This window comes from Brevibacillus sp. MER 51 (assembly GCF_023714195.1).
Classification (GTDB): Bacteria; Bacillota; Bacilli; order Brevibacillales; family Brevibacillaceae; genus Brevibacillus.
In genome coordinates this window covers 911,754-936,205 of the sequence record NZ_JAMAUS010000001.1, presented here as the reverse complement: position 1 = coordinate 936,205, position 24,452 = coordinate 911,754, and the positions used below count along the sequence as shown (strand labels likewise).

Annotated in this window: 20 protein-coding genes; all 20 read left to right on the top strand. The window is 47.9% G+C overall.

The features are described 5' to 3' along the window. The first annotated feature begins 16 nt into the window (after positions 1-16). A complete protein-coding gene (locus M3630_RS03835) occupies positions 17-802 on the top strand; it encodes a phosphatidate cytidylyltransferase (protein ID WP_016743343.1) in 786 nt (261 codons plus the stop codon). Positions 803-842: 40 nt separating this feature from the next. Further along, positions 843-1,991 carry a 1-deoxy-D-xylulose-5-phosphate reductoisomerase gene (locus tag M3630_RS03830; protein ID WP_251251285.1) on the top strand — a complete coding sequence of 383 codons (1,149 nt, stop codon included), beginning with the start codon at positions 843-845 and terminating at the stop codon, positions 1,989-1,991. A 43-nt stretch (positions 1,992-2,034) separates the two neighbouring features. Beyond that, positions 2,035-3,300 carry an RIP metalloprotease RseP gene (rseP, locus tag M3630_RS03825; protein ID WP_251251284.1) on the top strand — a complete coding sequence of 422 codons (1,266 nt, stop codon included), beginning with the start codon at positions 2,035-2,037 and terminating at the stop codon, positions 3,298-3,300. Between the two features lie 55 nt (positions 3,301-3,355). Further along, positions 3,356-4,438 (top strand): flavodoxin-dependent (E)-4-hydroxy-3-methylbut-2-enyl-diphosphate synthase, encoded by a 1,083-nt coding sequence (gene ispG / locus M3630_RS03820; RefSeq protein WP_015891719.1) that lies wholly within the window; start codon positions 3,356-3,358, stop codon positions 4,436-4,438. A gap of 43 nt (positions 4,439-4,481) precedes the next feature. Beyond that, positions 4,482-6,227, top strand: coding sequence for a proline--tRNA ligase (locus M3630_RS03815; RefSeq protein WP_251251328.1), 1,746 nt, complete (start codon positions 4,482-4,484; stop codon positions 6,225-6,227). Between the two features lie 116 nt (positions 6,228-6,343). Continuing rightward, positions 6,344-10,648: a PolC-type DNA polymerase III gene (locus M3630_RS03810; protein WP_251251283.1), complete on the top strand. Its 4,305-nt coding sequence runs from the start codon at positions 6,344-6,346 to the stop codon at positions 10,646-10,648. Positions 10,649-10,815: 167 nt separating this feature from the next. After that, a complete protein-coding gene (rimP, locus tag M3630_RS03805; protein WP_173607990.1) occupies positions 10,816-11,274 on the top strand; it encodes a ribosome maturation factor RimP in 459 nt (152 codons plus the stop codon). A 53-nt stretch (positions 11,275-11,327) separates the two neighbouring features. Then, entirely contained in the window at positions 11,328-12,419 is a 1,092-nt protein-coding gene (nusA, locus tag M3630_RS03800) for a transcription termination factor NusA (RefSeq protein ID WP_048033423.1), read from the top strand. 2 nt (positions 12,420-12,421) lie between these two features. Next, on the top strand, positions 12,422-12,712 hold the full coding sequence (gene rnpM / locus M3630_RS03795; RefSeq protein WP_015891714.1) for an RNase P modulator RnpM: 291 nt from the start codon (positions 12,422-12,424) through the stop codon (positions 12,710-12,712). After that, positions 12,709-13,008 (top strand): YlxQ family RNA-binding protein, encoded by a 300-nt coding sequence (locus tag M3630_RS03790; protein ID WP_016743350.1) that lies wholly within the window; start codon positions 12,709-12,711, stop codon positions 13,006-13,008. Before rnpM ends, M3630_RS03790 begins: the two co-directional genes overlap by 4 nt. A gap of 21 nt (positions 13,009-13,029) precedes the next feature. Beyond that, positions 13,030-15,609 carry a translation initiation factor IF-2 gene (gene infB, locus M3630_RS03785; RefSeq protein WP_251251282.1) on the top strand — a complete coding sequence of 860 codons (2,580 nt, stop codon included), beginning with the start codon at positions 13,030-13,032 and terminating at the stop codon, positions 15,607-15,609. Next, positions 15,609-15,890, top strand: coding sequence for a DUF503 domain-containing protein (locus M3630_RS03780; RefSeq protein ID WP_016743352.1), 282 nt, complete (start codon positions 15,609-15,611; stop codon positions 15,888-15,890). Before infB ends, M3630_RS03780 begins: the two co-directional genes overlap by 1 nt. A 26-nt stretch (positions 15,891-15,916) precedes the next feature. Then, the gene (gene rbfA / locus M3630_RS03775) at positions 15,917-16,282 is read left to right on the top strand and encodes a 30S ribosome-binding factor RbfA (protein ID WP_007719226.1); all 366 of its coding nucleotides are present in this window, start codon (positions 15,917-15,919) and stop codon (positions 16,280-16,282) included. After that, positions 16,272-17,267 carry a DHH family phosphoesterase gene (locus tag M3630_RS03770; protein WP_251251281.1) on the top strand — a complete coding sequence of 332 codons (996 nt, stop codon included), beginning with the start codon at positions 16,272-16,274 and terminating at the stop codon, positions 17,265-17,267. The genes rbfA and M3630_RS03770 overlap by 11 nt, the downstream gene beginning before the upstream one ends. Beyond that, positions 17,260-18,186, top strand: coding sequence for a tRNA pseudouridine(55) synthase TruB (truB, locus tag M3630_RS03765; protein ID WP_232773062.1), 927 nt, complete (start codon positions 17,260-17,262; stop codon positions 18,184-18,186). Before M3630_RS03770 ends, truB begins: the two co-directional genes overlap by 8 nt. A gap of 3 nt (positions 18,187-18,189) precedes the next feature. Then, on the top strand, positions 18,190-19,131 hold the full coding sequence (locus M3630_RS03760) for a bifunctional riboflavin kinase/FAD synthetase (protein WP_017249287.1): 942 nt from the start codon (positions 18,190-18,192) through the stop codon (positions 19,129-19,131). Positions 19,132-19,264: 133 nt separating this feature from the next. Further along, a complete protein-coding gene (rpsO, locus tag M3630_RS03755; protein ID WP_015891708.1) occupies positions 19,265-19,534 on the top strand; it encodes a 30S ribosomal protein S15 in 270 nt (89 codons plus the stop codon). Between the two features lie 267 nt (positions 19,535-19,801). After that, positions 19,802-21,949: a polyribonucleotide nucleotidyltransferase gene (gene pnp, locus M3630_RS03750; protein ID WP_251251280.1), complete on the top strand. Its 2,148-nt coding sequence runs from the start codon at positions 19,802-19,804 to the stop codon at positions 21,947-21,949. 158 nt (positions 21,950-22,107) lie between these two features. After that, a complete protein-coding gene (locus M3630_RS03745) occupies positions 22,108-23,085 on the top strand; it encodes a polysaccharide deacetylase family protein (RefSeq protein WP_173607984.1) in 978 nt (325 codons plus the stop codon). Positions 23,086-23,197: 112 nt separating this feature from the next. Then, positions 23,198-24,451, top strand: coding sequence for a M16 family metallopeptidase (locus M3630_RS03740; RefSeq protein WP_251251279.1), 1,254 nt, complete (start codon positions 23,198-23,200; stop codon positions 24,449-24,451). Position 24,452 lies beyond the last annotated feature (1 nt).

The following is a 24,452-nucleotide window of genomic DNA, read 5'->3' as shown; positions in this document are numbered from 1 at the left end:
CGAGAGGTGGAATCAGTTGAAGCAACGTATAATAACAGGCCTGATTGGTGGGGCTGCTTTTCTATTATTGATGTATGCTGGTGGAGTTTGGTACTCACTATTAGTGTTTTTACTGGCTGTCATTGGCTATTTTGAATTTATGAGAATGGCTGGCATTCAGTCATTTTATTTGGCAGGATTGCTCGGATATGTATTGATGTTAAGCATTTTGTGGCCGTCTCTATTATTTTCGGATTGGCTCAGTATCAGCATGCCGGATCTGATGCTGCCCGTCATCCTGCTCTTGTTGATTTACTCCGTTTTACGGAAAAATCAGTTTCACATCGAACACGTCGCCCTTACGTTGGTGGGGGCGTTATACATAGGCTACGGTTTTACTTATATGGCCGCTACCCGAAACCTACCTGAAGGATTCATGCTTACGGTGATGGTCATTATGGGAATCTGGTCGACTGATTCGGGCGCCTATTTTGTCGGAAAAGCAATAGGTAAACGTAAACTGTGGCCAGAAATTAGTCCAAACAAGACGGTGGAAGGGGCCTTAGGAGGTCTCGTCGCTTCGGTCTTGATTGTTCTTTCCATCAATGCTAGCTTTGGACATTTTGCGATTGATCAGGCATTGACCATCGCTCTTGTTGCGGGGATCGTCGGGCAATTGGGGGATTTGGTGGAGTCGGCTTTCAAGAGACATTTCCATGTAAAAGATTCAGGACAACTCATTCCGGGTCACGGGGGCGTTTTGGATCGCTTTGATAGTTTCTTGCTCGTCTTTCCGGTTCTACATCTATTAGGTATTGTCTAAAACCTTTTGCATATAGAAAGAGATATAGAGGGTGAAATCCGTGAAAAAAATAGCGCTCTTAGGTTCAACGGGGTCAGTTGGAACGAGCACGCTTGAAGTCGTAGACCAGCATCCAGAGGATTTTTCGGTGGTGGCTATGGCGGCTGGAACAAACGTCGACCTACTAACACGCCAGGTGGAAAAATTCAAGCCCGAGCTCGTATCTGTGGGAAATGAGAAGGCTGCCGTTGAACTGCGAGATAGATTGGCGGGCAAGTCTCAACCAGAAATCGTTTACGGTGCCGAAGGATTGGAACTGGTTGCCCGTCATGAAGCTGCCAATTTCGTTATGACCGCTGTTGTGGGCAGTGTAGGGGTCGCACCTACACTCGCTGCGATTGAGGCGGGAAAAACAATTGGACTGGCCAACAAAGAGACACTGGTGAGCGCTGGCCCTGTTGTCATGAAACGAGCGAAAGAAAAAGGTGTATCGATTATTCCAGTAGACAGCGAGCATTCAGCTGTCTACCAATGTCTGCAAGGAGAGCGCAAGGAGGATGTGGCGCGGGTCATTTTGACCGCTTCAGGCGGTTCCTTCCGTCATCTCACTCGCGAGGATCTACAGCAAGTGACAGTTGAGCAGGCATTGGCTCATCCGAATTGGAGCATGGGTGCAAAGATTACCATCGATTCTGCTACCATGATGAACAAAGGTTTTGAGGTGATCGAGGCTCATTGGCTGTTCGATATACCTTATGAGCAAATCGAATGCGTATTGCATTATGAAAGTATCATACACTCTATGGTAGAATACAAAGACAGAGCGGTCATGGCCCAACTCGGTACACCGGATATGAAGGTTCCGATTCAGTACGCCATGAGCTATCCCATCAGAAAAGAACTGCCTACAGAACCACTTGATCTGGTCAAGATCGCTACGCTTCATTTTGCAGCCATGGATTATGAGCGTTATCCACTGTTAAAATTAGCGTATGAGTGCGGCATGGCAGGAGGTACGCATACTGCAGTACTGAATGCAGCCAATGAAGTCGCAGTTGATAGGTTCTTGAAGGGAGCGATCAGTTTTTTGGACATTGAAAAGGTCGTCCGAAAAACATGCGAAGCTCACCCTGGTGTAGCGAGCCCGGAGCTTGCAGATATTTTTGCAGCTGATGAGTGGGCACGCTCTTATGCGCTCGTTTCCATCTAAGGAATATGAGTGTTAGATACTTGACAGAAAGGTGGCTGTTCACTTGCCTTTGCCCAACCTGGATTCCGTTGAATCAATTCTCGCGATTGTAGTTGTATTTGGGGTACTTGTCTTTGTGCACGAACTAGGACACTTCCTTCTGGCCAAGAAGGCAGGGATCTTATGTCGTGAATTTGCACTGGGAATGGGGCCAAAAATTTTTCGCGTGAAGCGGGGAGAAACGGAATACACCTTACGCCTGTTACCCATCGGTGGTCTCGTTCGCATGGCGGGAGAAGATCCGGAGATGGATATGTTAAAACCGCACATGGAAGTAACCGTGGAGCGGGATGCGTTAGGAAAGGTCACACATATTTTGCTCGATGGGCCAAGTTCTGGTTCTGCTCGTTCGATCACCGGTACGGTGGTACAATTTGATCTGGAGCAAAATTTAAATATCGTGCTTGAACTGGACGGAGAGCAGAAGACGTTTGCTGTTCATCCACAGGCTCAGCTGGTCAAGGATGGAGAAGAAGTACAGATTGCCCCTCTGAACAGACAGTTCAAAGGCAAGACAGTTTCACAGCGTTTCTGGGCGATTTTTGCAGGACCTGCAGCCAACTTTTTGCTGGCGTTTGTTTTGTTTATCGTGATCGGCTTCTTGTACGGCGTACCGAATGGCAGTTATCTGGGGAATGTGATCCCGGGAGGACCTGCTGCTCAAGCTGGATTATTGCCAGGTGATAAGGTGATCGCGATTCAAGGTCAGCCTGTATCCTCGTGGAAAGACGTTGTAGAAAAGATTAGTAAAGCCCCGGACCAACAGCTAACATTTGAGTACGAGCGCAATGGACAGCGTATGAGTGTGCCAGTTAAAGTAGGGAAAGACGAAAACAACGTAGGCAAAATCATGGTAACCAATGCACTCACGTTTGCTCCAGGGGAAGTTCTGAAATCTGGTGCAACCAACACTTACGATTTTACGATGATGATCCTGAAAAGCTTGGGAATGCTCGTAACGGGGGAATACGGATTGAAGGACTTGAGTGGTCCCGTCGGTATTTTCAAGATGACTGGTGAGGTTGCGCAACAAGGCATGGCGATTCTGTTGAAATGGGCTGCTGTATTGAGCATTAACCTTGGGTTGTTCAATCTGTTGCCACTGCCAGCCTTGGACGGCGGACGTCTGGCATTCTTAGGAGTAGAGGCGCTGCGAGGTCGACCTGTTGATCCGCATAAAGAAGGAATGGTTCATTTCTTGGGCTTTGCCTTTTTGATGTTGCTGATTTTGGTAGTGACTTGGAATGATTTGCAACGATTGTTCTCCTAATCACGTACTAACAAGATAGAAAGAAAAACAGACATACCTAAAAGGATGGTGCAAAATGTTCAAGCGCGAGGAGACGAAACCGGTTTTTGTAGGTGGAGTGCAAATCGGGGGCCAAAAAAGCGTAGTCATCCAATCGATGACGACAGCAGACACACGTGATGTAGAAAAAACTCTGGCTGAGATTCAGAGACTGCACGATGTCGGTTGCCAAATTGTTCGCTTGGCCGTCATCAATGAAGATGCAGCACGTGCCATCAAAAAAATTAAAGAACGCTCCCCTTTGCCGCTTGTTGCCGACATTCATTTCGACCACAAGCTGGCGTTGATTGCATTGGAGAGCGGGATTGATAAAATTCGGATCAACCCGGGAAACATCGGTTCGAAAGAAAAAACGCAACGTGTAGTGGAAGCGTGCCGTGAGCGCAATGTTCCGATCCGTATCGGGGTCAACTCCGGTTCTGTCGAGAAAAGACTTTTGGATAAATATGGTTACCCTTCTCCGGAAGCAATCGTAGAAAGTGCCATGGACCACGTGCAAATTCTGGAAGACTTGAACTACGACAACATTGTCATTTCCTTGAAGTCTTCCGATGTTCCAACGATGATCCAAACCTATTCATTGATGGCACAGAAACGCAACTATCCGCTGCACGTCGGTGTAACAGAAGCAGGCACACAGTTCTCCGGCAGCATCAAGTCTTCAGTTGGAATCGGAACGGTATTGTCGATGGGAATCGGTGATACCATCCGTGTATCTCTGACGGCTGATCCTGTTGAAGAAATTAAAGTAGCAAAACAAATCCTTCGCAGCTTGGATATCGTGAACAACGATCCAGTGGTGATTGCATGCCCATCCTGCGGTCGATGCGCAATTGACCTGATCGGCTTGGCAACAAAAGTCGAGGATGCCGTTTCCACGCTGAAAGTACCGTTAAAAGTAGCGGTAATGGGCTGCGCGGTAAATGGACCTGGTGAAGCTCGTGAAGCAGATGTAGGCGTTGCCGGCGGAAATGGCGAGGGCTTGATTTTCCGTAATGGTGAAATTGTTCGGAAAGTAAAAGAGACCGAGTTGTTTGAAGAACTGATGAAAGAAATTAACGAAATAGTAAACGAGCAAAAACCTACAACTGTAGGGTAATGCACGTTGATTGCTGATAAGGCATAAGGAGGACACGCACGTGTTGAAGCAAAGTCAAATGTTGATCCCTACCCTGCGGGAAGTGCCATCCGACGCGGAGATTGCCAGCCACAAGCTGCTGCTCCGCGCAGGTATGGCCCGCCAACTGGCTTCCGGTATTTATACGTACCTGCCCCTGGCGCTCCGTTCCCTGCACAAAATCCAAGCGATTGTGCGTGAAGAAATGAACAATGCTGGGGGACAAGAGCTGTTGATGCCAGCGATGCAACCAGCTGAGCTGTGGCATCAAACGGGTCGCTGGGATGTATACGGTCCCGAGCTCGTTCGCCTGCGTGATCGTCATGATCGTCCTTTTGCCTTGGGTCCAACCCACGAAGAAGTCATTACGAGTCTCGTGCGTGATGAGATTAACTCTTACAAAAAACTCCCGATCAACCTTTATCAAATTCAAACCAAGTTCCGTGATGAAGTGCGTCCACGCTTCGGTTTGATTCGTTGCCGCGAGTTTATTATGAAGGATGCTTACTCTTTTGATACGTCACAAGAAGGTCTGGATCGCAACTTCCAGGCAATGTACGATGCATACACGAACATCTTTACCCGAGTAGGCTTGAACTTCCGTGCAGTAGAAGCGGATGCAGGTGCAATCGGCGGAAAAGGGACTTACGAATTCATGGCGTTGTGCGACATTGGGGAAGACACGATTGCTTATTCTGAAGAAGGTGATTATGCGGCCAACTTGGAAAAGGCAGAAGTCGTGTACAAGCCATCTCCGAAGCCAGCAACAGAAGCGCCAGCTCGCGAAAAATTGCATACGCCTGGCACTAAAACGATCGACCAATTGGTACAAGCACTGCAAATCGAAGCAAAGCAAATCATCAAGAGCCTCATTTATCGCGTAGACGACAAGCTGGTTATGGTGCTAGTCCGCGGTGATCATGAGATCAATGAAGTGAAGCTGAAAAACTTGTATGATGCAACGATCGTAGGTTTGGCTTCTGAAGCGGATATCGTTTCGGTAACAGGAGCGCCTGCGGGATTTGTTGGCCCAGTGGGTATTGATCCTGAAAAAGTGGAAATCATCGCGGACAATTTTGTTCAAGATGTTTATGATGGTGTCGTCGGTGCCAATGAAACAGACTATCATCTGACTCACGTAGTTGCTGGCCGTGATTTCACGGTTTCCCGGTACGCTGACTTGCGCAACATTACTGAAGGCGACGAATGCCCTCGTACAGGTGGTGTCATCAAGTTTGCACGTGGTGTAGAAGTCGGTCACGTATTCAAGCTGGGTACGAAATACTCCATAGCGATGGGTGCTACCTACCTGGATGAGAACGGTCGCAGTCAACCGATGATCATGGGCTGCTACGGAATCGGGGTATCCCGTACAATTGCGGCAGTGATCGAGCAGAACAATGATGAAAATGGTATCATTTGGCCAGTATCTGTTGCACCTTTCCATGTGCATGTGATTCCGGTCAATGTTAAAGTAGAAGAGCAACGTCAAGCTAGTGAACAAATTACAGAAGCACTGCGCAAAGCTGGCGTCGAGGTTTTGTTTGACGATCGTCCCGAGCGTGCTGGTGTGAAATTTAAAGACGCTGATTTGATCGGATTGCCTCTGCGTATTACGGTTTCTGATAAAGCGGCACAAGAAGGAACAGTTGAAGTGCGTATCCGTAAAAATGGCGAAACACATGATGTGAAGCTGGATCAATTGGTCGATGAAGTGAAAGGTCTCCTATCTCGCGTTGACCAAACCGGAGCTGCGCTGTTCGGTAACTAGTTGCATGCAGGAATAAGAAGGATTTTGTCGAATTTTTACGGGGTACTCCCCTAGATTAAAGGGGAGTGCCTCTTTTTCTTGTTTGAACGCTCACTTATGGGGAAGGTGGGAAAACCGTGGACCGTTTACAAGAGCAAAAACATCGCTTCTCCCTATTGGTCAAGCAAATGGAAGTTCCTGACGAATGGGTGGAGCGATTTTTTCTAGATGCGCAGATTGAAAAGCTAGAGCTGTATAAGCAAAACAAAGAATGGGTTTTTCACTTTGCCCTCCCGAGAATGATACCTGCAGATGTTTATGCTGCTTTTACCAAGCGATTGACGCATACATTTTCACATCTAGCCAAAGTAGATACCCGATTTCGCTATCACCAAAAGCCGTCTCTTGATCACGTAGTCGAAGAGTATTGGGATGTCTTGCTGGCTGGGCTGGAGCCAACATTGAACTCCTTGGCCGTTACGATGCGTCAAGCACGTAAGCAAGTCGATCAACAGGAAGTCAAGGTGTACTTGCCAACGGAGATGTCTGTTGAGGTTGCCAAGCGAAAACGAGCGGATAATGAGCTTTTGGCTGCTTTCCAGAAAGCAACCGATTGTTCGATGCGCTTTTCTTTCCATGGGGAAGAAAGCGATGACGCGTACAAGGCCTTTGAGGAGCAACGTAAAGAAGAAGAGCGTGCTCTCGTCGAAGTTGTGATGACGGCTGTTCAACAAGAAAGCAAATCGTCTGATAAAGCCGAGGCTGTCACTACGCTTATGATGGGTTATGAAATCAAAGATGCGCCGATCCCGATTTGTGAGATTCAAGATGAGGAACGGCGTATCGTCATCCAAGGAACCGTATTTAACGTAGAAGTAAAAGAGCTTCGCAGTGGACGTCATTTGCTCACGTTCAACATTTCTGACTATACGGATTCTCTCACGGTGAAGATGTTCTCCCGCGATAAAGAAGACGTGAAAATGCTTGAATTGCTGAAAGACGGCATGTGGGTGAAAGTGCGGGGAAGTGTTCAGCATGACACATTTGTACGCGATCTCGTTATGAATGCCAATGATTTGAACCAGATTGAGCAGGTCATTCGCAAAGATCAAGCAGAAGAAAAACGTGTCGAGCTCCATTGTCATACGCCGATGAGTGCGTTGGATGCCGTTGCATCTGTCAAATCACTGATCTCGACGGCAGCAAAGTGGGGTCATAAAGCCATTGCTGTCACTGACCATGGTGTCGTACAGGCATTTCCAGAGGCGTATTCCATCGCCAAAAAGAACAACATCAAATGCATTCTCGGTATGGAAGCGTACGTAGTCGAGGATGGTATCGATATTGTTTATAACCTGCAAGCAGACAATAATCTTTCCATAGATGAAAATACCGAGTACGTTGTGTTTGATACGGAGACAACGGGTTTAAACGCGTCTGAGCATACCATCATCGAGATCGCTGCTGTCAAAATGAAAGGCTCGGAAATTGTCGACCAATGGACGGAACTGATTGACCCGCAATTGGAAATTGGGCCAAAGACAACTGAGATTACGGGGATTACCAACGAAATGCTCCGCGGACAAGAGACACTCGATGTGGTTCTTCGAAAGTTCAAGGATTTTACTGGTGACGCCATCCTGGTTGCACATAATGCAGAGTTTGACAAAGCGTTTATTAACGCCTGCGCCAAACGGATCGGCATGGAGCCATGGACCAATCCATTTTTAGATACGCTGCCTTTGGCTCGGTTGATGTACAAAGGAATGCGCAATTATCGTTTGGGATCATTAGCGAAAAAGTTCAACGTCGAGCTCATCAATGCCCACCGTGCGTTGGACGATACCGTAGCATTGGCTCACGTGTTCCAGCAAATGTTGAAGGACATAAAAGAAGCGGAAATCAAATCGCTTGCTGAATTGAATGAAAAAAGCAACGAAGAGGCGGATTACAAGAGTGGACGTCCATTCCATGCGACGATTCTCGTGCAAAATAAAGAGGGACTCAAAAACCTGTACAAGCTTGTAAGTCGTTCCCATGTGGAAACATTCTTCCGTTGGCCCCGGATTCAGCGAAGCCAGCTGACCAAATACCGCGAAGGCTTGTTAATTGGTACGGCGTGCAAAGACGGAGAGCTCATGCAATCGATTCTCCGCGGTAAGTCACCTGAAGAGTTGAAGGAAGTTGCTGCTTTTTACGACTTTTTGGAATTGCAGCCGATCGCTCATTACTCACCACTGTTGCGTAATGAAGAAATTCCTTCGCTGGAGACGATGAAAGGCTACCATGAAAAGATCGTCGAAATGGGAAAAGAGCTCGGTAAGCTGGTCGTAGCTACAGGGGATGTGCACTTCCTGAATCCACAGGATGAGATCTTCCGCGATGTTTTCTTGTTGTCAAAAGGTGATCCAACCGCAGGCAACCAGCCGCCGCTTTACTTCCATACAACGGATGAGATGCTGGAGGCGTTCTCCTTTTTGGGAGAGGAGACCGCAAAAGAAATTGTCGTGACGAACACTAATGCCATCGCAGACATGATTGAGGATATTAGTCCGATTCCAGACAAGCTGTACACGCCGATCATTGAAGGGGCGGATGATGAGCTGCGTCAAATGTGTTATGACAAAGCAAGGTCGTTGTACGGTGACCCATTGCCTGAACTGGTCGAGCATCGCTTGGAAAAAGAATTGAACAGTATCATCAAACACGGCTTCGGTGTGATTTATTTGATTTCGCAACGCTTGGTAACGAAATCATTGAATGATGGTTATCTGGTAGGCTCACGTGGATCTGTAGGCTCGTCTTTTGTTGCGACGATGTCTGAGATTACCGAGGTAAACCCATTGCCTCCTCACTATCGCTGCCCAAATTGCAAGCACAGCGAGTTTATTACTGATGGTTCAATCGCCTCTGGGTTTGACTTGGAGGATAAAGCGTGTACAGAATGTGGAACCATGTATGCCAAGGATGGACAGGACATCCCGTTCGAGACGTTCCTCGGCTTTAAAGGAGATAAGGTACCCGATATTGACTTGAACTTCTCTGGTGATTATCAGCCGCGTGCACACAAGTACACACAAGAACTGTTCGGAGCAGACTACGTATATCGCGCAGGAACGATTGGTACTGTTGCGGAAAAAACAGCGTATGGCTATGTGCGCAAGTATGCCGATGAACGAGGCATGACGTTGCGCAATGCCGAGATATCCCGGATCGTGAACGGCTGCACAGGTGTAAAAAGGACGACAGGGCAGCATCCGGGCGGTATTATCGTAGTTCCTGACTACATGGAAATTGAGGACTTTTGTCCGATTCAGTTCCCGGCTGATGATAATGAGTCAGAATGGCGCACAACCCATTTTGACTTCCACTCCATTCATGACAACTTGCTAAAACTCGATATTCTGGGACACGACGATCCGACCGTCATTCGTATGCTTCAAGACTTAACGGGAATGGACCCGAAGACGATTCCACTGGATGATAAAAAGACAATGTCCATCTTCAGTTCGACGGAAGCCCTGGGGGTAACACCCGAGCAAATCGGTACGAACATGGGGACATTGGGCATTCCAGAGTTCGGAACCAAATTCGTTCGTCAGATGCTGGAAGACACCAAACCGACTACGTTTGCCGAGCTTGTTCAGATTTCTGGACTTTCTCACGGTACGGACGTTTGGTTGAACAACGCGCAGGACTTGATCCGCAATGGTACTTGCAAACTGCCAGACGTAATTGGTTGTCGTGACGATATCATGGTGTATTTGATCTATAAAGGACTAGAGCCTTCGCGTGCCTTTAAGATCATGGAGTCTGTGCGTAAAGGTAAAGGGGTTCCTGAGGACGATCAAGAAGAAATGCGCAATAACAATGTGCCAGAATGGTATATTCAGTCGTGCCAGCGGATCAAATACATGTTCCCGAAGGCGCACGCGACTGCCTATGTCATGATGGCCGTGCGGATTGCCTACTTCAAGGTTCATCGCCCACTGGAGTTTTACGCGACGTATTTTACTGTTCGCGCAGATGACTTTGATATTCCGCTGATGGTCAAAGGCTCAGCGGCGATCAAGCAAAAGATTGAAGAGATCGAGGGCAAGGGACACGATGCGCAGCCAAAAGAAAAGGCATTGCTGACTGTTTTGGAGATGGCGTTGGAAATGGTTGAACGCGGCTTCCGTTTTGCCAACGTTGATTTGTACAAATCGGACGCTACTCGCTTCTTGATCGAGGGTGATTCTCTAATCGCTCCATTCAACGCCCTGCCTGGTTTAGGGACGAATGCAGCGATCAGCATCGTACAAGCGAGAGAGCAAGGGGAGTTTTTGTCAAAGGAAGACCTCCTGTCCCGCTCCCGTATCTCCAAGACCATTTTGGAGTTCTTGGACGAGCAAGGTGCGTTGAAAGGATTGCCAGAATCCAACCAGCTATCCTTGTTCTAAGGCGTGCAGTCAAGGCTCACAGTCATCCAAAGGTTGTCAGCAGAGGGCTGTTATGCTATAATTTTTTTGGAAATACTGGTTTTATACGCATGGCTGATCGAGAGTGGGGAAACCCACTCTTTCTTTCTGGCTACACCTCATGGTTCAAATGAGAAGGAGGTACTTGCTTGAGCAAGGTAACAGGCATCGTCACTGAACTCGTTACGCCCATTGCTGAAGAATTGGGCCTGGAGCTAGTTGACATCGAGTACAAAAAGGAAGGCAGCAACTGGTTTCTGCGCGTGTTTATCGACAATGAAACTGGCAACATTGATATTGATGACTGCCGCCTTGTCAGCGAGAAGCTGAGCGAAAAACTAGACGAAGTAGATCCCATCCCTACAGCATACTTTTTAGAAGTATCTTCGCCGGGTGCTGAGCGCCCATTACGCAAGGATAAGGATTTCACGAAAGCTGTCGGCAGAAATGTGCATATCACAACAAAAGAGCCAATAGAAGGTGCAACCACGTTCGAAGGCGAACTGGTATCCTATGAGGATGGCAAGCTGACAGTAAAAGAAGCAAAGAAAACGTATGTAATTTCCCAAGAGCAAATTGACACGGCTAGAATGGCAATTATTTTTTAGTTGTCGCGGCCTGTGTTAGCCTGTGGTAAGTAAAGGAGGAGGCAACGAAAGTCATGAACGGCGATTTTATCGAGGCTTTAGAAGCCATTGAGAGAGAGAAAGGCATCACCAAAGACGTACTGATTGAGGCCATCGAAGCGGCTCTTATCTCTGGATACAAACGTAACTTCAACTCGGCCCAAAATGTGCGGGTGGATGTAAATCGTCATTCAGGTATGGTGCGTGTGTTTGCGCGGAAGAACGTAGTGGAAGAGGTCTTGGATCCGCGCCTTGAGATCTCTCAAGAAGCAGCACAAGAAATCGATCCTAACTTCCGTCTGGAGGACATCGTCGAAATCGAGGTAACGCCTCGTGATTTCGGTCGAATTGCTGCTCAGACAGCGAAGCAAGTGGTTACGCAGCGGATTCGCGAAGCGGAGCGCGGTTTGATCTACAGCGAGTTTATTGAGCGTGAAGACGATATCGTAACAGGCGTTGTTCAGCGTATGGACGCTCGCAATTATTACATTGATCTGGGCAAGGCGGAAGCCGTTATGCCGATCACCGAAAAAATGCCATCCGAAGATTTTAAATCACAAGATCGCGTGAAGGCATACATCATCAAAGTAGAGAAAACCACTAAAGGACCGCAAATCGTCGTTTCCCGTACTCATCCGGGGCTTTTGAAGCGCCTCTTCGAACTAGAAGTGCCAGAAATATATGACGGTGTGGTTGAAATCAAGTCTGTTGCGCGAGAAGCCGGTGATCGCTCGAAGATCGCTGTGCATTCCATCAACGCAGATGTTGATCCAGTAGGAGCTTGTGTCGGTCCAAAGGGCATGCGTGTCCAAACGATCGTTACAGAGCTGAAAGGCGAAAAGATCGACATTGTTCGTTGGTCTGAAGATCCTGCCGAGTACGTAGCCAATGCACTCAGCCCTGCAAAAGTGCTGCATGTTGAGGTTAACGTAGCGGAGAAGGTTACTCGTGTGATCGTTCCCGATTATCAATTGTCTCTGGCGATTGGTAAGCGTGGCCAAAACGCGCGCCTGGCAGCCAAGCTGACTGGCTGGAAGATCGATATCAAGAGCGAGTCCCAAGCCGACCAAGAAGGCATCGCTTATCCAAAAGAAGTAGAGAGCGATGAAGGGACGGACAACGAATAATCATGAAGCAAAAAAAGATCCCGTTGCGTAAGTGCATTGTTTGCCAAGGAATGTTTCCGAAAAAGGAATTAATCCGCGTCGTCCGGACGCCAGAAGAAGAGATCGTCATTGATCTTACTGGAAGGGCGGCGGGACGCGGTACCTATGTGTGTCGGCAGGAAAGCTGTCTGAAGCCGGATGCGTTCGCATCGGGGAAATGGAAGAAAGTGCTGGAACGTGCCCTCAATATGTCCATCTCCCAAGAAAAGTATGATGCTTTCCGTGAGAAATGGCTGGAGATGGTGGGAAAATGACCCCAAAAGCAGCACAATTACTCGGATTGGCGATGCGTGCGAGAAAGATCGTTACTGGGGAGGAATTGGTCATTACCGCTGTTCGTAATGGGCAGGCCCGCCTGGTATTGCTCGCATCAGATGCATCAGACAATACCGCCAAGAAAGTAAAGGATAAATGTTCCTATTACGGTGTCTCATGTGTAACCACTGGCGACCGACATTCATTGGGACACGCAATCGGAAAAGATGGGCGCGTTACCGTGGCGGTAACCGATGGGAAATTGGCCGAAAGCATTCAGCGTCTGCTCACCTAACTAAGAAAGGGTGAAGTATATTTGAAGACACGTGTGTATGAGTATGCCAAACAGCACAACATGAGCAGCAAGGAAATCCTCAATTTGCTAAAACGATTGAATATAGAAGTAGCAAATCATATGAGTATCATGGAAGAAGGGACGATCAAAAGGATCGAGGATCACATGGCAAAATTGCGTTCTGGTGCCAAACCGGAGACGCGGAGCACACCTAGTGATGCAAGACCCAAACAAACGGACGATCAACGACGCCCCAACGACTCCAGAGGACAACAGATCAAACCCCAGCCGCAAGCGGGGCAAGTTCAACCGGTTAGAAATGAAAAACCAAATAGCGATCGCGGAGCAAAGAACCCAAGCACGAATCGTCCAGGAAATAGCAGTGCAAGTGGCAATCCCGATCAGCATAGTCCTCAGCATGGAAAAAATCAGGGGAAGAATCAGGAGAGAAAACCAAACAATATGAGAAGTCAACCCGCAAAGCCGTCTGACCGTAAGCCGCAGAATCAACAACGACCACAAAACCAACAGCGTCCTCAAAATCAGCAACGACCACAAAACCAACAACGACCACAAAACCAACAACGTCCTGCAAACCAACCTGCAGCGAATCAAACGGAGGGTCGTACAGGGGAAGAGTTTGAGGATAAAGTAAAACTTCCTTCCAATGTTGGTATGGAAAAGCGTGAGAAAATCAAAAAAGCTCCTCAAACCCAAAAGACTTTTGAAGATAACAAGAAGAATCAACCATTCCGCGGTGGAAACAACCGTAACAACCAAAACAACCGCCGTGGAGGAAATAACAACCGTGGTGGTGGTGGACAAAAGCCGCAACGTCCTGTGATTGAACCACCTACAAAGATCACGTTTACAGAGTCTTTGACTGTAAATGAGTTGGCAGTGAAACTGCGTAAGGAACCAGCCGAAGTAATCAAAAAGCTGTTCGGCTTGGGTATCATGGCGACGATCAACCAGTACCTCGATCGTGAAGCTATCGAACTGATTTGCGCGGACTACAACGTAGAAGTCGAAGAAAAAATCATCATTGATGAAACGAACTTCGAAACGTTGGAAGACGTAGATGCACCAGAAAGTCTCATGGAGCGCCCGCCAGTTGTTACCATCATGGGTCACGTTGACCACGGGAAAACAACGTTGCTGGACGCGATCCGCTCTACAAACGTAGTAGCGGGAGAAGCGGGAGGAATTACACAGCATATCGGTGCGTACCAAGTTGAGATCAAAGGAAAGAAAATTACTTTCCTCGATACACCAGGTCACGCGGCGTTCACAACGATGCGTGCACGCGGTGCGCAAATCACAGATATCACCATTCTGGTGGTTGCAGCAGATGACGGTGTCATGCCGCAAACCGTTGAGGCGATCAGCCATGCGAAAGCGGCAAATGTGCCAATCATCGTTGCTGTCAACAAGGTTGACAAACCAGAAGCAAATATTGACCGTATCAAGCAAGAGTTGACCGAGTATGAATTGGTTGCCGAAGAGTGGGGCGGCGATACGATCTTCTCCCCATTGTCCGCTAAACAGCGTACAGGTATCGAGGAATTGCTCGAGTACATCTTGCTCGTATCCGAAGTACAAGAACTGAAAGCCAACCCAGACAAACTTGCGCGCGGTACCGTTGTCGAAGCTGAGCTCGACAAGGGACGTGGTCCTGTTGCAACTATCCTGGTTCAACAAGGTACTCTCCGTGTAGGTGATCCTATCGTTGTCGGTTCCGCTTTTGGACGTGTGCGTGCGATGGTGAATGACAAAGGACGCCGTCTGAAAGAAGCAGGTCCATCTACGCCAGTAGAAATTACGGGTCTGAATGATGTTCCACAAGCAGGCGATCAGTTCCGTGTCTTTGAAGACGAGAAGAAAGCCCGCGCAATCGGGGAAGCACGTGCTTCCAAGCAACGTGAATCCGAGCGTCGTGAAAGCTCCCGCGTTTCTTTGGATGATTTGTTCCAACACATCCAAGAAGGCGATATCAAAGAACTGAACCTGATTGTAAAAGCAGACGTACACGGTTCTGTGGAAGCACTGCGCGGTTCTTTGGAGAAAATCGATGTCAACGGAACTCGTGTGAAGATCATTCATACAGGTGTTGGTGCGATTACAGAATCCGATGTTACACTGGCAAATGCTTCGAATGCCATTATCATTGGTTTCAACGTTCGTCCTGAACCAAATGCGCGCAGCATGGCTGAACAAGAGAAGATCGACATTCGCCTACACCGTGTGATCTATACTGTAATTGAAGAGATCGAGTCTGCTCTCAAAGGTATGCTTGATCCAGTCTTCAAAGAAAACATTATCGGCCAAGCTGAGATTCGTGAAGTGTTCAAAGTATCCAAAGTCGGAAACATTGCAGGTTGCTATGTGACTGAAGGTAAATTGAGCCGCGATGCTGGTGCGCGTTTGATCCGCGAAGGCATTGTGATTTATGAAGGTAAGCTCGATACCCTCAAACGCTTCAAAGATGATGCGAAAGACGTTGCTGCTGGCTATGAGTGCGGTCTGACTTTGGAACGCTTCAATGACCTCAAAATCGGCGACGTCATCGAAGCATTCGTCATGGTTGAAGTGAAACAATAATGATAGCAGGTGTGCAGATCGAACTGTTTCTGCCCGCTAGCCAAAACCTGAAAGAAAAACGGGCCATCGTCAAAAGTCTGATCGGCAAGCTGCGGAGCCGATTTCATGTCTCCGCGGCAGAGGTGGCTTATCTCGAGCAATGGCAGCGTACCGTGTTGGGTATCGCTGCCGTTGCTAATGAGATTTCTTTTTTACAACAAGAAATGCAGGCTGTCATTCGATTCGTGGAAAACCATCCAGAGGTAGAGTTGATTCGCGTGGATACGGAATACTACGACTAAAGAGCAGCCAGCGGAGGTGAAAATCGATGAATAAAACACGAATCAGCCGCGTAGGCGAAGAAATCAAAAAAGAGTTGAGCCTCGTATTGCAGCGTGGACTCAAAGATCCTCGTGTCGGTTTCGTAACGGTAACAGATGTAGAGGTAAGCAGTGACCTGCAATTGGCAAAGGTTTTTGTCAGCATTTTTGGCAGTGAGGAAGAGCGTAAAGCTTCTCTTGCAGGTTTGACAAAAGCAAAAGGTTATTTGCGTACGGAGATCGGGAAACGCGTAAAGCTGCGTCACATTCCTGATTTTGTATTCAAGCTGGACGAGTCCATTGACTACGGCAGCAAAATTGAATCAATCCTGCGGGAAATCTCCACAGAGGGAGAGAAACAGGATGAATCCTAATCAAATGGCAGTACAGGAAGCGGTGCGTTTTATGCAGGAGCACGACCGCTTCCTGGTTCTTTCCCATGTAAGCCCTGACGGAGATGCTACAGGATCTGCTTTGGGAGTCGTGCTCATGCTAGAGCAATTGGGAAAAGAGTATGTGGTTGTAAACGAAGGGGAAACACCGATCAAGTTTAACTTCTTGCCGCGGTTTGACCGTCTTTATAACCTGCGCAAACAACCACTGAACGAGACGTTCGGGGCCGTAATCGCTGTAGACTGCGCGGATGAGTCGCGGATGGGCGATGTACGGTCTTTATTTGCTTCTGGCCCTGCTTTGCTGAATATCGATCATCACCCGACCAACGATCATTTTGGAACGGTAAATCTGGTTCGACCGGATGCAGCCGCAACAGCAGAGATTTTGTTTGATGTTGCAGAAGCAGCAGGGGTTTCTTTCAACGAAGAGCTTGCGCTGTGTATCTATACTGGCCTTCTGACGGATACTGGCGGTTTCCGTTATTCCAATACATCACCACGCGTCATGGAGATCGCAGCTCGATTGCTCGGATATGGTGTGAAGCCAGGAGACGTAGCAGAACGGTGTCTGGAAGAAATCACATTTGCCCATGTGAAAGTACTGCGACGCGCTCTCCAAACGTTGCAACTGACCCATCAAAATTTGGTTGCCTCCATCACTGTTGCAGCCGCAGATTTTGCCGAAGTGGGGGCAGAGCGGGAAGATGCTGGTGGATTGGTGAATTACTGCCGTAACATTGAAGGAGTCGAGGTCGGCGTTTCTTTTGTGGAAGCGGAACCGGGAGTGGTAAAGGTGAGCATGCGCGCTCGCGATCGGGTTGACGTAGCTGTCATTGCGAAGCAGCTCGGTGGCGGTGGACACGCAAAAGCAGCAGGATGCACGATCAAAGGACCACTTTCAGAAGTACAGCAAAAAGTTTGGACTGTGCTGGACGATGCAGTAGGAGTGAAATTCGATGAGTAACGTGAACGGCGTGCTGGTTATCGACAAGCCAGCTGGTATGACATCCCATGATTGTGTAGCACGTATTCGTCGATTGTATGGAACGAAAAAAGTGGGGCATACGGGTACACTTGATCCAGATGTGACGGGTGTACTCCCCATTTGTGTGGGACACGCAACGAGGCTGGTTGAATATTTGCAAGAGCTGCCTAAGCGCTATGATGTAGTCATGCGCCTCGGCTCAACTACCACGACGGAAGATGCTTCCGGAGAAGTGGTGGAGCAAGCTGGAGTAGATGCAGCATCGATTACGACGGAGCGTATTCAAGCGCTGTTCGCATCCTTCTTGGGTGAAATGGAGCAGATACCTCCGATGTTCTCTGCGGTTAAGGTAAACGGCAAGCGGCTGTACGATCTGGCTCGTGAAGGCACGGTAATTGAACGGCAGGCTCGGAAAGTGACGCTCTATGAGCTGACACTTCATAAGATTAGCGTAGATGGGGACACTGTCGATGTTGCATTCACGTGCACGTGCTCCAAAGGCACATACATGCGCACCTTATGTGTTGACCTCGGACGCGCTCTGGGTTATCCTGCCCATATGAAGCTGTTGCGGCGAATAAAAAGCGGCCCGTTCCAGGAGCAAGAGGCAATCCCGCTCCAGCAAATTGAGGAACAGGCAGCAAGCGGGGAAGACATTTCCCACTACTTGGTCTCCATCCCTCAGGCAATCTCGTTCTTACCATCGTTTCAGGTCAAGCCAGAACGGATCAAAGCAGTACGTAATGGACTTGCGACTGCGCTTCCGGGCGTCACTGCGGAGGAAGGAAGTTTGATTTGCTTGTTTGCGGGGGAAGAATTACTTGGCATTCATCGCGTATGCCGTGGAGACAAAGGACTTTTCGCCAAGCCAGAAAAAGTCTTTCCAGCCGAGGTGTAATCCGTGAAAACGATCTACCTAACATACCCGTTTCCGTCTGACCTGCAAGCGAATCCTTGTGCAATTGCACTGGGGTACTTTGATGGTGTACATATTGGGCATCGCCGTGTAATCCAAAAGGCGATTGATACAGCGAAAGCAAACGGATGGCAAAGTACGGTAGTGACCTTTGATCCGCATCCTCGAGAAGTTTTGGGGCAAAGCGGTTATACCCGCTATTTGACACCACTTGCAGACAAGCTCGAGCAATTCGAAAAGATGGGCGTAGACACCACATATGTGATGAAGTTCGATATCAGCTTTGCGGCTATTTATCCAGAAGATTTCATCGCAGAGTGCCTTCTTCCATTGGAATGCCGCCATATTGTCGTTGGCTTCGACTACACCTTTGGTTATCGCGGGATGGGGACTGCCCATACCTTGCAAGAAATGAGCAAAGGTCGCTATGGGCTCGACATCGTGGGTCCGGTAAATCGCTTGGGTGAAAAAGTGAGCAGTACAATCATCCGTGAATATCTTCATCATGGGGATGTCGAGCAGGTTCGTCATTTGCTAGGCCGCTCCTACAAAGTGCGTGGAACAGTCGTGCATGGCGACAAACGCGGTCGAACCATTGGTTTTCCTACAGCGAACGTCCAAGTGAATCAGCCGTACTTAATCGGAAAGAATGGGGTCTACGGCGTTCGCTTTACCGTGGATGAACAAAGCTACTATGGTGTCATGAACGTTGGGATCAAGCCTACATTTGAACTGGAGAAAAAAGAAAAGTCACTAGAAGTGCACATTTTTGAGTTCTCTGGTGAAATTTATGACAAAGAAGTAGAAGTAGAGTTTTTGTTCTACATCCGGGAAGAGCAGAAGTTTGCTGGAGTCGATGCACTCATCGCACAAATTGGACGAGATGTACAAACGGCGAAGCAAAAATTCGCAGAGGGAATCTCGTAAAGGATTCTCTTTGCTTTTCACAAAATGGTATGCTATAATTCAAAACGTTGTACAGATAACCGTAGCTTGGCTGTCCGATTCTCACCGACGGCAGACTCGGCGAACGGTATAAAAAATGAGGAGGTGAGTCATGATGGCATTGACTCAAGAACGTAAAACTCAACTGATTCAAGAGTTCCGTACTCATGAGAACGACACCGGTTCACCGGAAGTGCAAATCGCTATCTTGACCGAAAACATTAACAATCTGAACGGACACTTGCGTACGCACAAGAAAGATCACCACAGCCGTCGTGGTCTCTTGAAAATGGTTGGTCAACGTCGTAACCTGTTGACATACCTGCGTGAAGCAGATGTTCAACGCTATCGTTCGGTTGTAGACCGCCTGGGTCTGCGCCGCTAATCAGCGTTTTGTAGAAAGCGGGTTCTGCCCGCTTTTTCTATCGTGTGGGAGGGTTTAGCGCACGAAATGCGCTAAGCCTATCCTAACGAGTAAAGGCTTAGAAACAAATGGTTTGCTTACATTAGCTTCACAAAAGAAGCTTTTTTTATTATCTAGAACGACTGCCAAAGGTACCCATTTAATTTTTATCATGGCAGGAAATAATACATATAGGTAGAAAACAAAGTGTGTAAATGCACATTGTTGTGAAGGAGGACTGCTAGCATCATGGAGCAACAATACCGTACATATGACTTCGAACTGGCAGGCCGAAAACTGACCCTGGAATTTGGCAAAATGGCTAAACAGGCGCATGGTTCGGTCTTGGTTCGTTACGGCGATACAGCAATCCTGTCTGCAGTTACAGTCTCGAAGGAGCCAAAACCACTTGACTTCTTTCCACTGACTGTCAACTATGAGGAACGTCTCTATGCGGTTGGGAAAATTCCTGGCGGCTTTATTAAAAGAGAAGGACGTCCAAGCGAAAAGGCGATTTTGGCTAGCCGCTTGATTGACCGCCCTGTCCGCCCTCTTTTTGCAGAAGGATTCCGTAACGATGTACAAATCGTAAATACTGTTCTGTCTGTGGATCAAGACTGCTCACCTGAAATCGCTGCGATGATCGGTACTTCCGCAGCGCTATGCGTCTCGGAGATTCCTTTTGAAGGTCCGATTGCAGGGGTAATCGTAGGTCGAATTGACGGTGAGTTCGTCATTAACCCTACTGTAGCTCAAGCAGAGAAAAGCGATATTCACCTGACTGTCGCAGGTACGCACAAAGCGATTAACATGGTGGAAGCAGCTGCGAACCAAGTACCGGAAGCGGTCATGCTTGAAGCGATCATGGCTGGTCATGACGTGATTAAGCAATTGGTAGAATTCCAGAACATGATCGTGGCAGAAATCGGCAAGCAAAAGATGGAAGTCATCTTGCATGAGGTTGATCCTGAAATCGATCAAGCTGTACGTGCATATGCGGAAGCTCGCTTGAAAGAAGCTGTTCGCATCGAAGAAAAACAAGCGCGCTACGATGCTATTGACGATATCAAGGCAGAAACCAAAGAGCATTTTGCAGCCAAGGATCCTGAGGCATATCCAGCACAGGAAAAGATGATTAGCGAAGTACTTGGCAATATTGTCAAGGATGAGGTTCGCCGTCTGATTACTGACGAGAAAGTTCGCCCTGATGGACGAGCTTTGCACGAAATCCGTCCGCTGTCCAGTGAGACAAACATTCTTTCCCGTACACATGGCTCTGCTATGTTTACCCGTGGTCAGACGCAAGCGTTGAGCGTTTGCACATTGGGCGCGCTGGGAGATGTTCAAATTCTCGATGGACTCGGTCTGGAAGAATCGAAGCGTTTCATGCACCACTACAACTTCCCGCCGTATAGCGTGGGTGAAGCACGTCCGTTGCGTCCTCCGGGTCGTCGTGAAATCGGACACGGTGCGTTGGGTGAGCGTGCTATCGAGCCGATCATTCCATCTGAGACAGAGTTCCCATACACGATTCGTCTCGTATCCGAAGTCATTGAATCCAACGGTTCCACATCGCAAGCGTCGATTTGCGCGAGCGTACTTGCCTTGATGGATGCAGGTGTACCGATCAAAGCACCGGTAGCAGGTATTGCGATGGGCTTGATCATGAGCAAAGATGAGAAATCTTTCTCGATCCTGACTGATATTCAAGGTATGGAAGATCATTTGGGAGACATGGATTTCAAAGTAGCGGGTACAGAGGCTGGTGTAACAGCTATCCAAATGGACATCAAAATTTCCGGTATTAACCGTGAAATTTTAGAGTTGGCCTTGGAGCAAGCGCGTGTTGGTCGTTTGCACATTTTGAACCATATGATGAGCACGATTTCCGAACCGCGTAAAGAACTGTCTCCTTATGCACCAAAAATCATGACCATGACGATCAATCCGGAGAAAATTCGCGATGTAATCGGTCCACAAGGTCGTGTCATCAATAAGATTATCGAAGAAACCGGCGTAAAAATCGACATCGAACAAGATGGAAGAGTCTTCATTGCATCCATCAACCACGAGGCGAATCTGCGCGCGAAACAAATCATTGAAGATCTGGTTCGTGAGGTAGCTGTTGGTCAGGTATACCTGGGAACAGTAAAACGCGTAGAGAAGTACGGTGCGTTCATCGAGTTGTTCGCGGGTAAAGAGGGCTTGTGCCACATCTCTCAACTGGCTGAAGAGCGTGTAGCCAAAACAGAAGATGTTGTCGCAGTTGGTGATAAAGTACAAGTGAAAGTGACCGAGATCGACGACCAAGGTCGTGTGAATCTCTCTCGCAAAGCAGTTTTGAAAGAACAAGCTGCTGCGGCACAAGCTGCTGAAACGCCAACAAAAGCAGAATAAAGGAAACCAAAAGGCTTCGTCACTCGAAGAAATTCGTGTACGGAAGCTTTTTTCTTTTCTATACCAGATGCTCCTGATTCGTATGTCTAAGTCGTTCCCTCCCTTCATACATTGGACAAGAGAGACTCGCACGATTGATAGAGGAGGGCGACGCCCTAATGACGAATAGGACCAGGAGACTTTTGTTCATCGTTATATATGGAGCTGCGCTGATTGTTCTCTTGAATTATCAGCCTATTCATCATTACATTAGCACGCTCAAAAATGTCCAGGTAGCAAATGGGGATCGAAACGACAATGAAAAAGCGCGTTTACGGGCGCAGATTGAAAAGTGGAAAGAGGGCAGAGAGGAAGAACCAATCGATGCCGTCGTCGATCAGACGTGGAAGGCGATTCCCGGCTATAATGGACGTGTAGTCGATGTAGAAGAATCACTCAATAAAATGCTGGCTGCGGGTGTGTCCAGCCCAGATTTGCTGGTATACAAGGAAGTACCTCCAGCGGTTTCGCTTGAGCAATTGGGAGCACAACCGATCTATCGAGGAAATCCAAATAAACCAGCGATTTCTTTTATGATCAATGTGGCTTGGGGAAATGAGTATCTCGATTCGATGCTCAATACACTCGATAAACATAAGGTAAAAACAACGTTCTTTCTGGATGGCTCTTGGGTAAAACGCTACCCAGAAGAAGCGAAAAAGATTATGGCACGTGGCCATGAGATTGGGAATCATGCGTATTCGCATCCTGATATGAACACACTGGGAACACAGAGGATTCATCAAGAGATAAGTCGTACGCAAGATGTTATTTTTAAAACGCTGGAAGTAAAGCCTTCCCTGTTTGCACCGCCATCTGGTGCTTTTAACCAACGCGTTGTACAAATCGCGCATTCATCTTATCAAATGAAGACGATACTATGGACGGCAGATACCATTGACTGGCAGAAACCTTCGCCTGCTTATGTGATCAATAAAATAAGCCGAAAAATGGAGAACGGCGTCCTCGTACTCATGCACCCTACTTCTACCTCCGAGGCCAGTTTAGATCAGCTTCTGACGATCGCCAAAAAGAAGGGGTTACAGCCGACGACTGTTTCGGAGGTTATATCGAGTCGTAGACTCCCGTCACCGTAAATACATGTTCATTTATTGTGGAGACAAAGGAAGTTTGCTATAGTTAGACGTGTTTACAAGAAATTCCCCGAGGTTTCGGGTAGAGACAGATGAACAACCGAGGAGGATTTACGTGATACAACGTCATACGTGTGATAACGGTCTTCGAATCGTGACGGAACGGATTCCGTCCGTTCGCTCCGTTGCCTTAGGCATCTGGGTAGGGACTGGTTCGAAATATGAAAACGAGAAAAACAACGGGATTTCCCATTTTCTCGAGCATATGTTTTTCAAAGGCACAAAAACCCGTTCTGCAAAGGAAATTGCGGAAACCTTTGATGAGATTGGCGGGAACGTGAACGCCTTTACTTCGAAGGAGTATACTTGCTATTACGCAAGGGTGCTCGACCAACATGCTCCGATCGCTCTCGATGTTCTTTCCGATATGTACTTCAACTCGGTATTTGATGCAGATGAGTTGGAAAAGGAAAAGAACGTCGTCATTGAAGAGATCAGCATGTATGAAGACACTCCAGATGATTTGGTTCATGATTTGATTGCACGCGCTTCGTACAGCACACACCCGCTAGGCTATTCGATTTTGGGTACGGAAGATGTCCTGCGTAGCTTGAAACGTGATGATTTGCTCGGTTATATTGATCAGCACTACCTGCCAACGAATACGGTGATTACGGTAGCGGGAAATTTTGAAGACAGTTTGATTGAAGATATTCAAAAGCGCTTTCAAGCTTTCTCTCGTCCAGGCACTATGCCGACCTTGTCTACTCCTGACTTTGCTGGAAATGTTATCGCACATCACAAGGCAACAGAGCAAGCTCATTTGTGCCTGTCTTTACCTGGGTTTAAGGTAGGACATCCCGAAGTATATTCCTTGATTTTGCTGAACAATGTGCTGGGTGGCAGCATGAGCTCGCGTCTATTCCAAGAAATTCGAGAAGAACGCGGCTTGGCATACTCCGTGTATTCCTATCATTCGTCCTATAAAGAAGCGGGTACGTTCCACGTGTATACAGGAACGGCACCAGAGCAAGTGGGACAGGTTTTTGACATCGTCTCGCGCGTCCTGCGCGATGTCGCTGATCATGGAATTACGGACAAAGAGCTGAACAAAGGAAAAGAGCAGCTGAAAGGCAGCCTGATGCTCAGCTTGGAAAGCACGAATAGCCGTATGAGTCGCCTTGGCAAAAATGAGCTTTTGCTGGGCCGTCATCTCAGTCTTGATGAGATCATCGCCAAAATTGACCGTGTTTCCCATGAATCTGTTTTGGCTGTGGCGCAGCAGCTGTTCCGGTCCAAGATGTCGATGGCGATGGTGAGTCCACTCGATGGCTTCCCTGAAAACGTGAAGAACGATATTTTGTTGTAGG

What these genes read in the sequence shown, in the direction of transcription:
- ispG (WP_015891719.1), top strand. Translation starts at nt 3,356, where the DNA reads ATGTTCAAGCGCGAGGAGACGAAACCGGTTTTTGTAGGTGGAGTGCAA.
- rpsO (WP_015891708.1), top strand. Translation starts at nt 19,265, where the DNA reads ATGGCATTGACTCAAGAACGTAAAACTCAACTGATTCAAGAGTTCCGT.
- M3630_RS03780 (WP_016743352.1), top strand. Translation starts at nt 15,609, where the DNA reads ATGATAGCAGGTGTGCAGATCGAACTGTTTCTGCCCGCTAGCCAAAAC.
- M3630_RS03770 (WP_251251281.1), top strand. Translation starts at nt 16,272, where the DNA reads ATGAATCCTAATCAAATGGCAGTACAGGAAGCGGTGCGTTTTATGCAG.
- pnp (WP_251251280.1), top strand. Translation starts at nt 19,802, where the DNA reads ATGGAGCAACAATACCGTACATATGACTTCGAACTGGCAGGCCGAAAA.
- rbfA (WP_007719226.1), top strand. Translation starts at nt 15,917, where the DNA reads ATGAATAAAACACGAATCAGCCGCGTAGGCGAAGAAATCAAAAAAGAG.
- nusA (WP_048033423.1), top strand. Translation starts at nt 11,328, where the DNA reads ATGAACGGCGATTTTATCGAGGCTTTAGAAGCCATTGAGAGAGAGAAA.
- M3630_RS03745 (WP_173607984.1), top strand. Translation starts at nt 22,108, where the DNA reads ATGACGAATAGGACCAGGAGACTTTTGTTCATCGTTATATATGGAGCT.
- rnpM (WP_015891714.1), top strand. Translation starts at nt 12,422, where the DNA reads ATGAAGCAAAAAAAGATCCCGTTGCGTAAGTGCATTGTTTGCCAAGGA.
- M3630_RS03790 (WP_016743350.1), top strand. Translation starts at nt 12,709, where the DNA reads ATGACCCCAAAAGCAGCACAATTACTCGGATTGGCGATGCGTGCGAGA.
- truB (WP_232773062.1), top strand. Translation starts at nt 17,260, where the DNA reads ATGAGTAACGTGAACGGCGTGCTGGTTATCGACAAGCCAGCTGGTATG.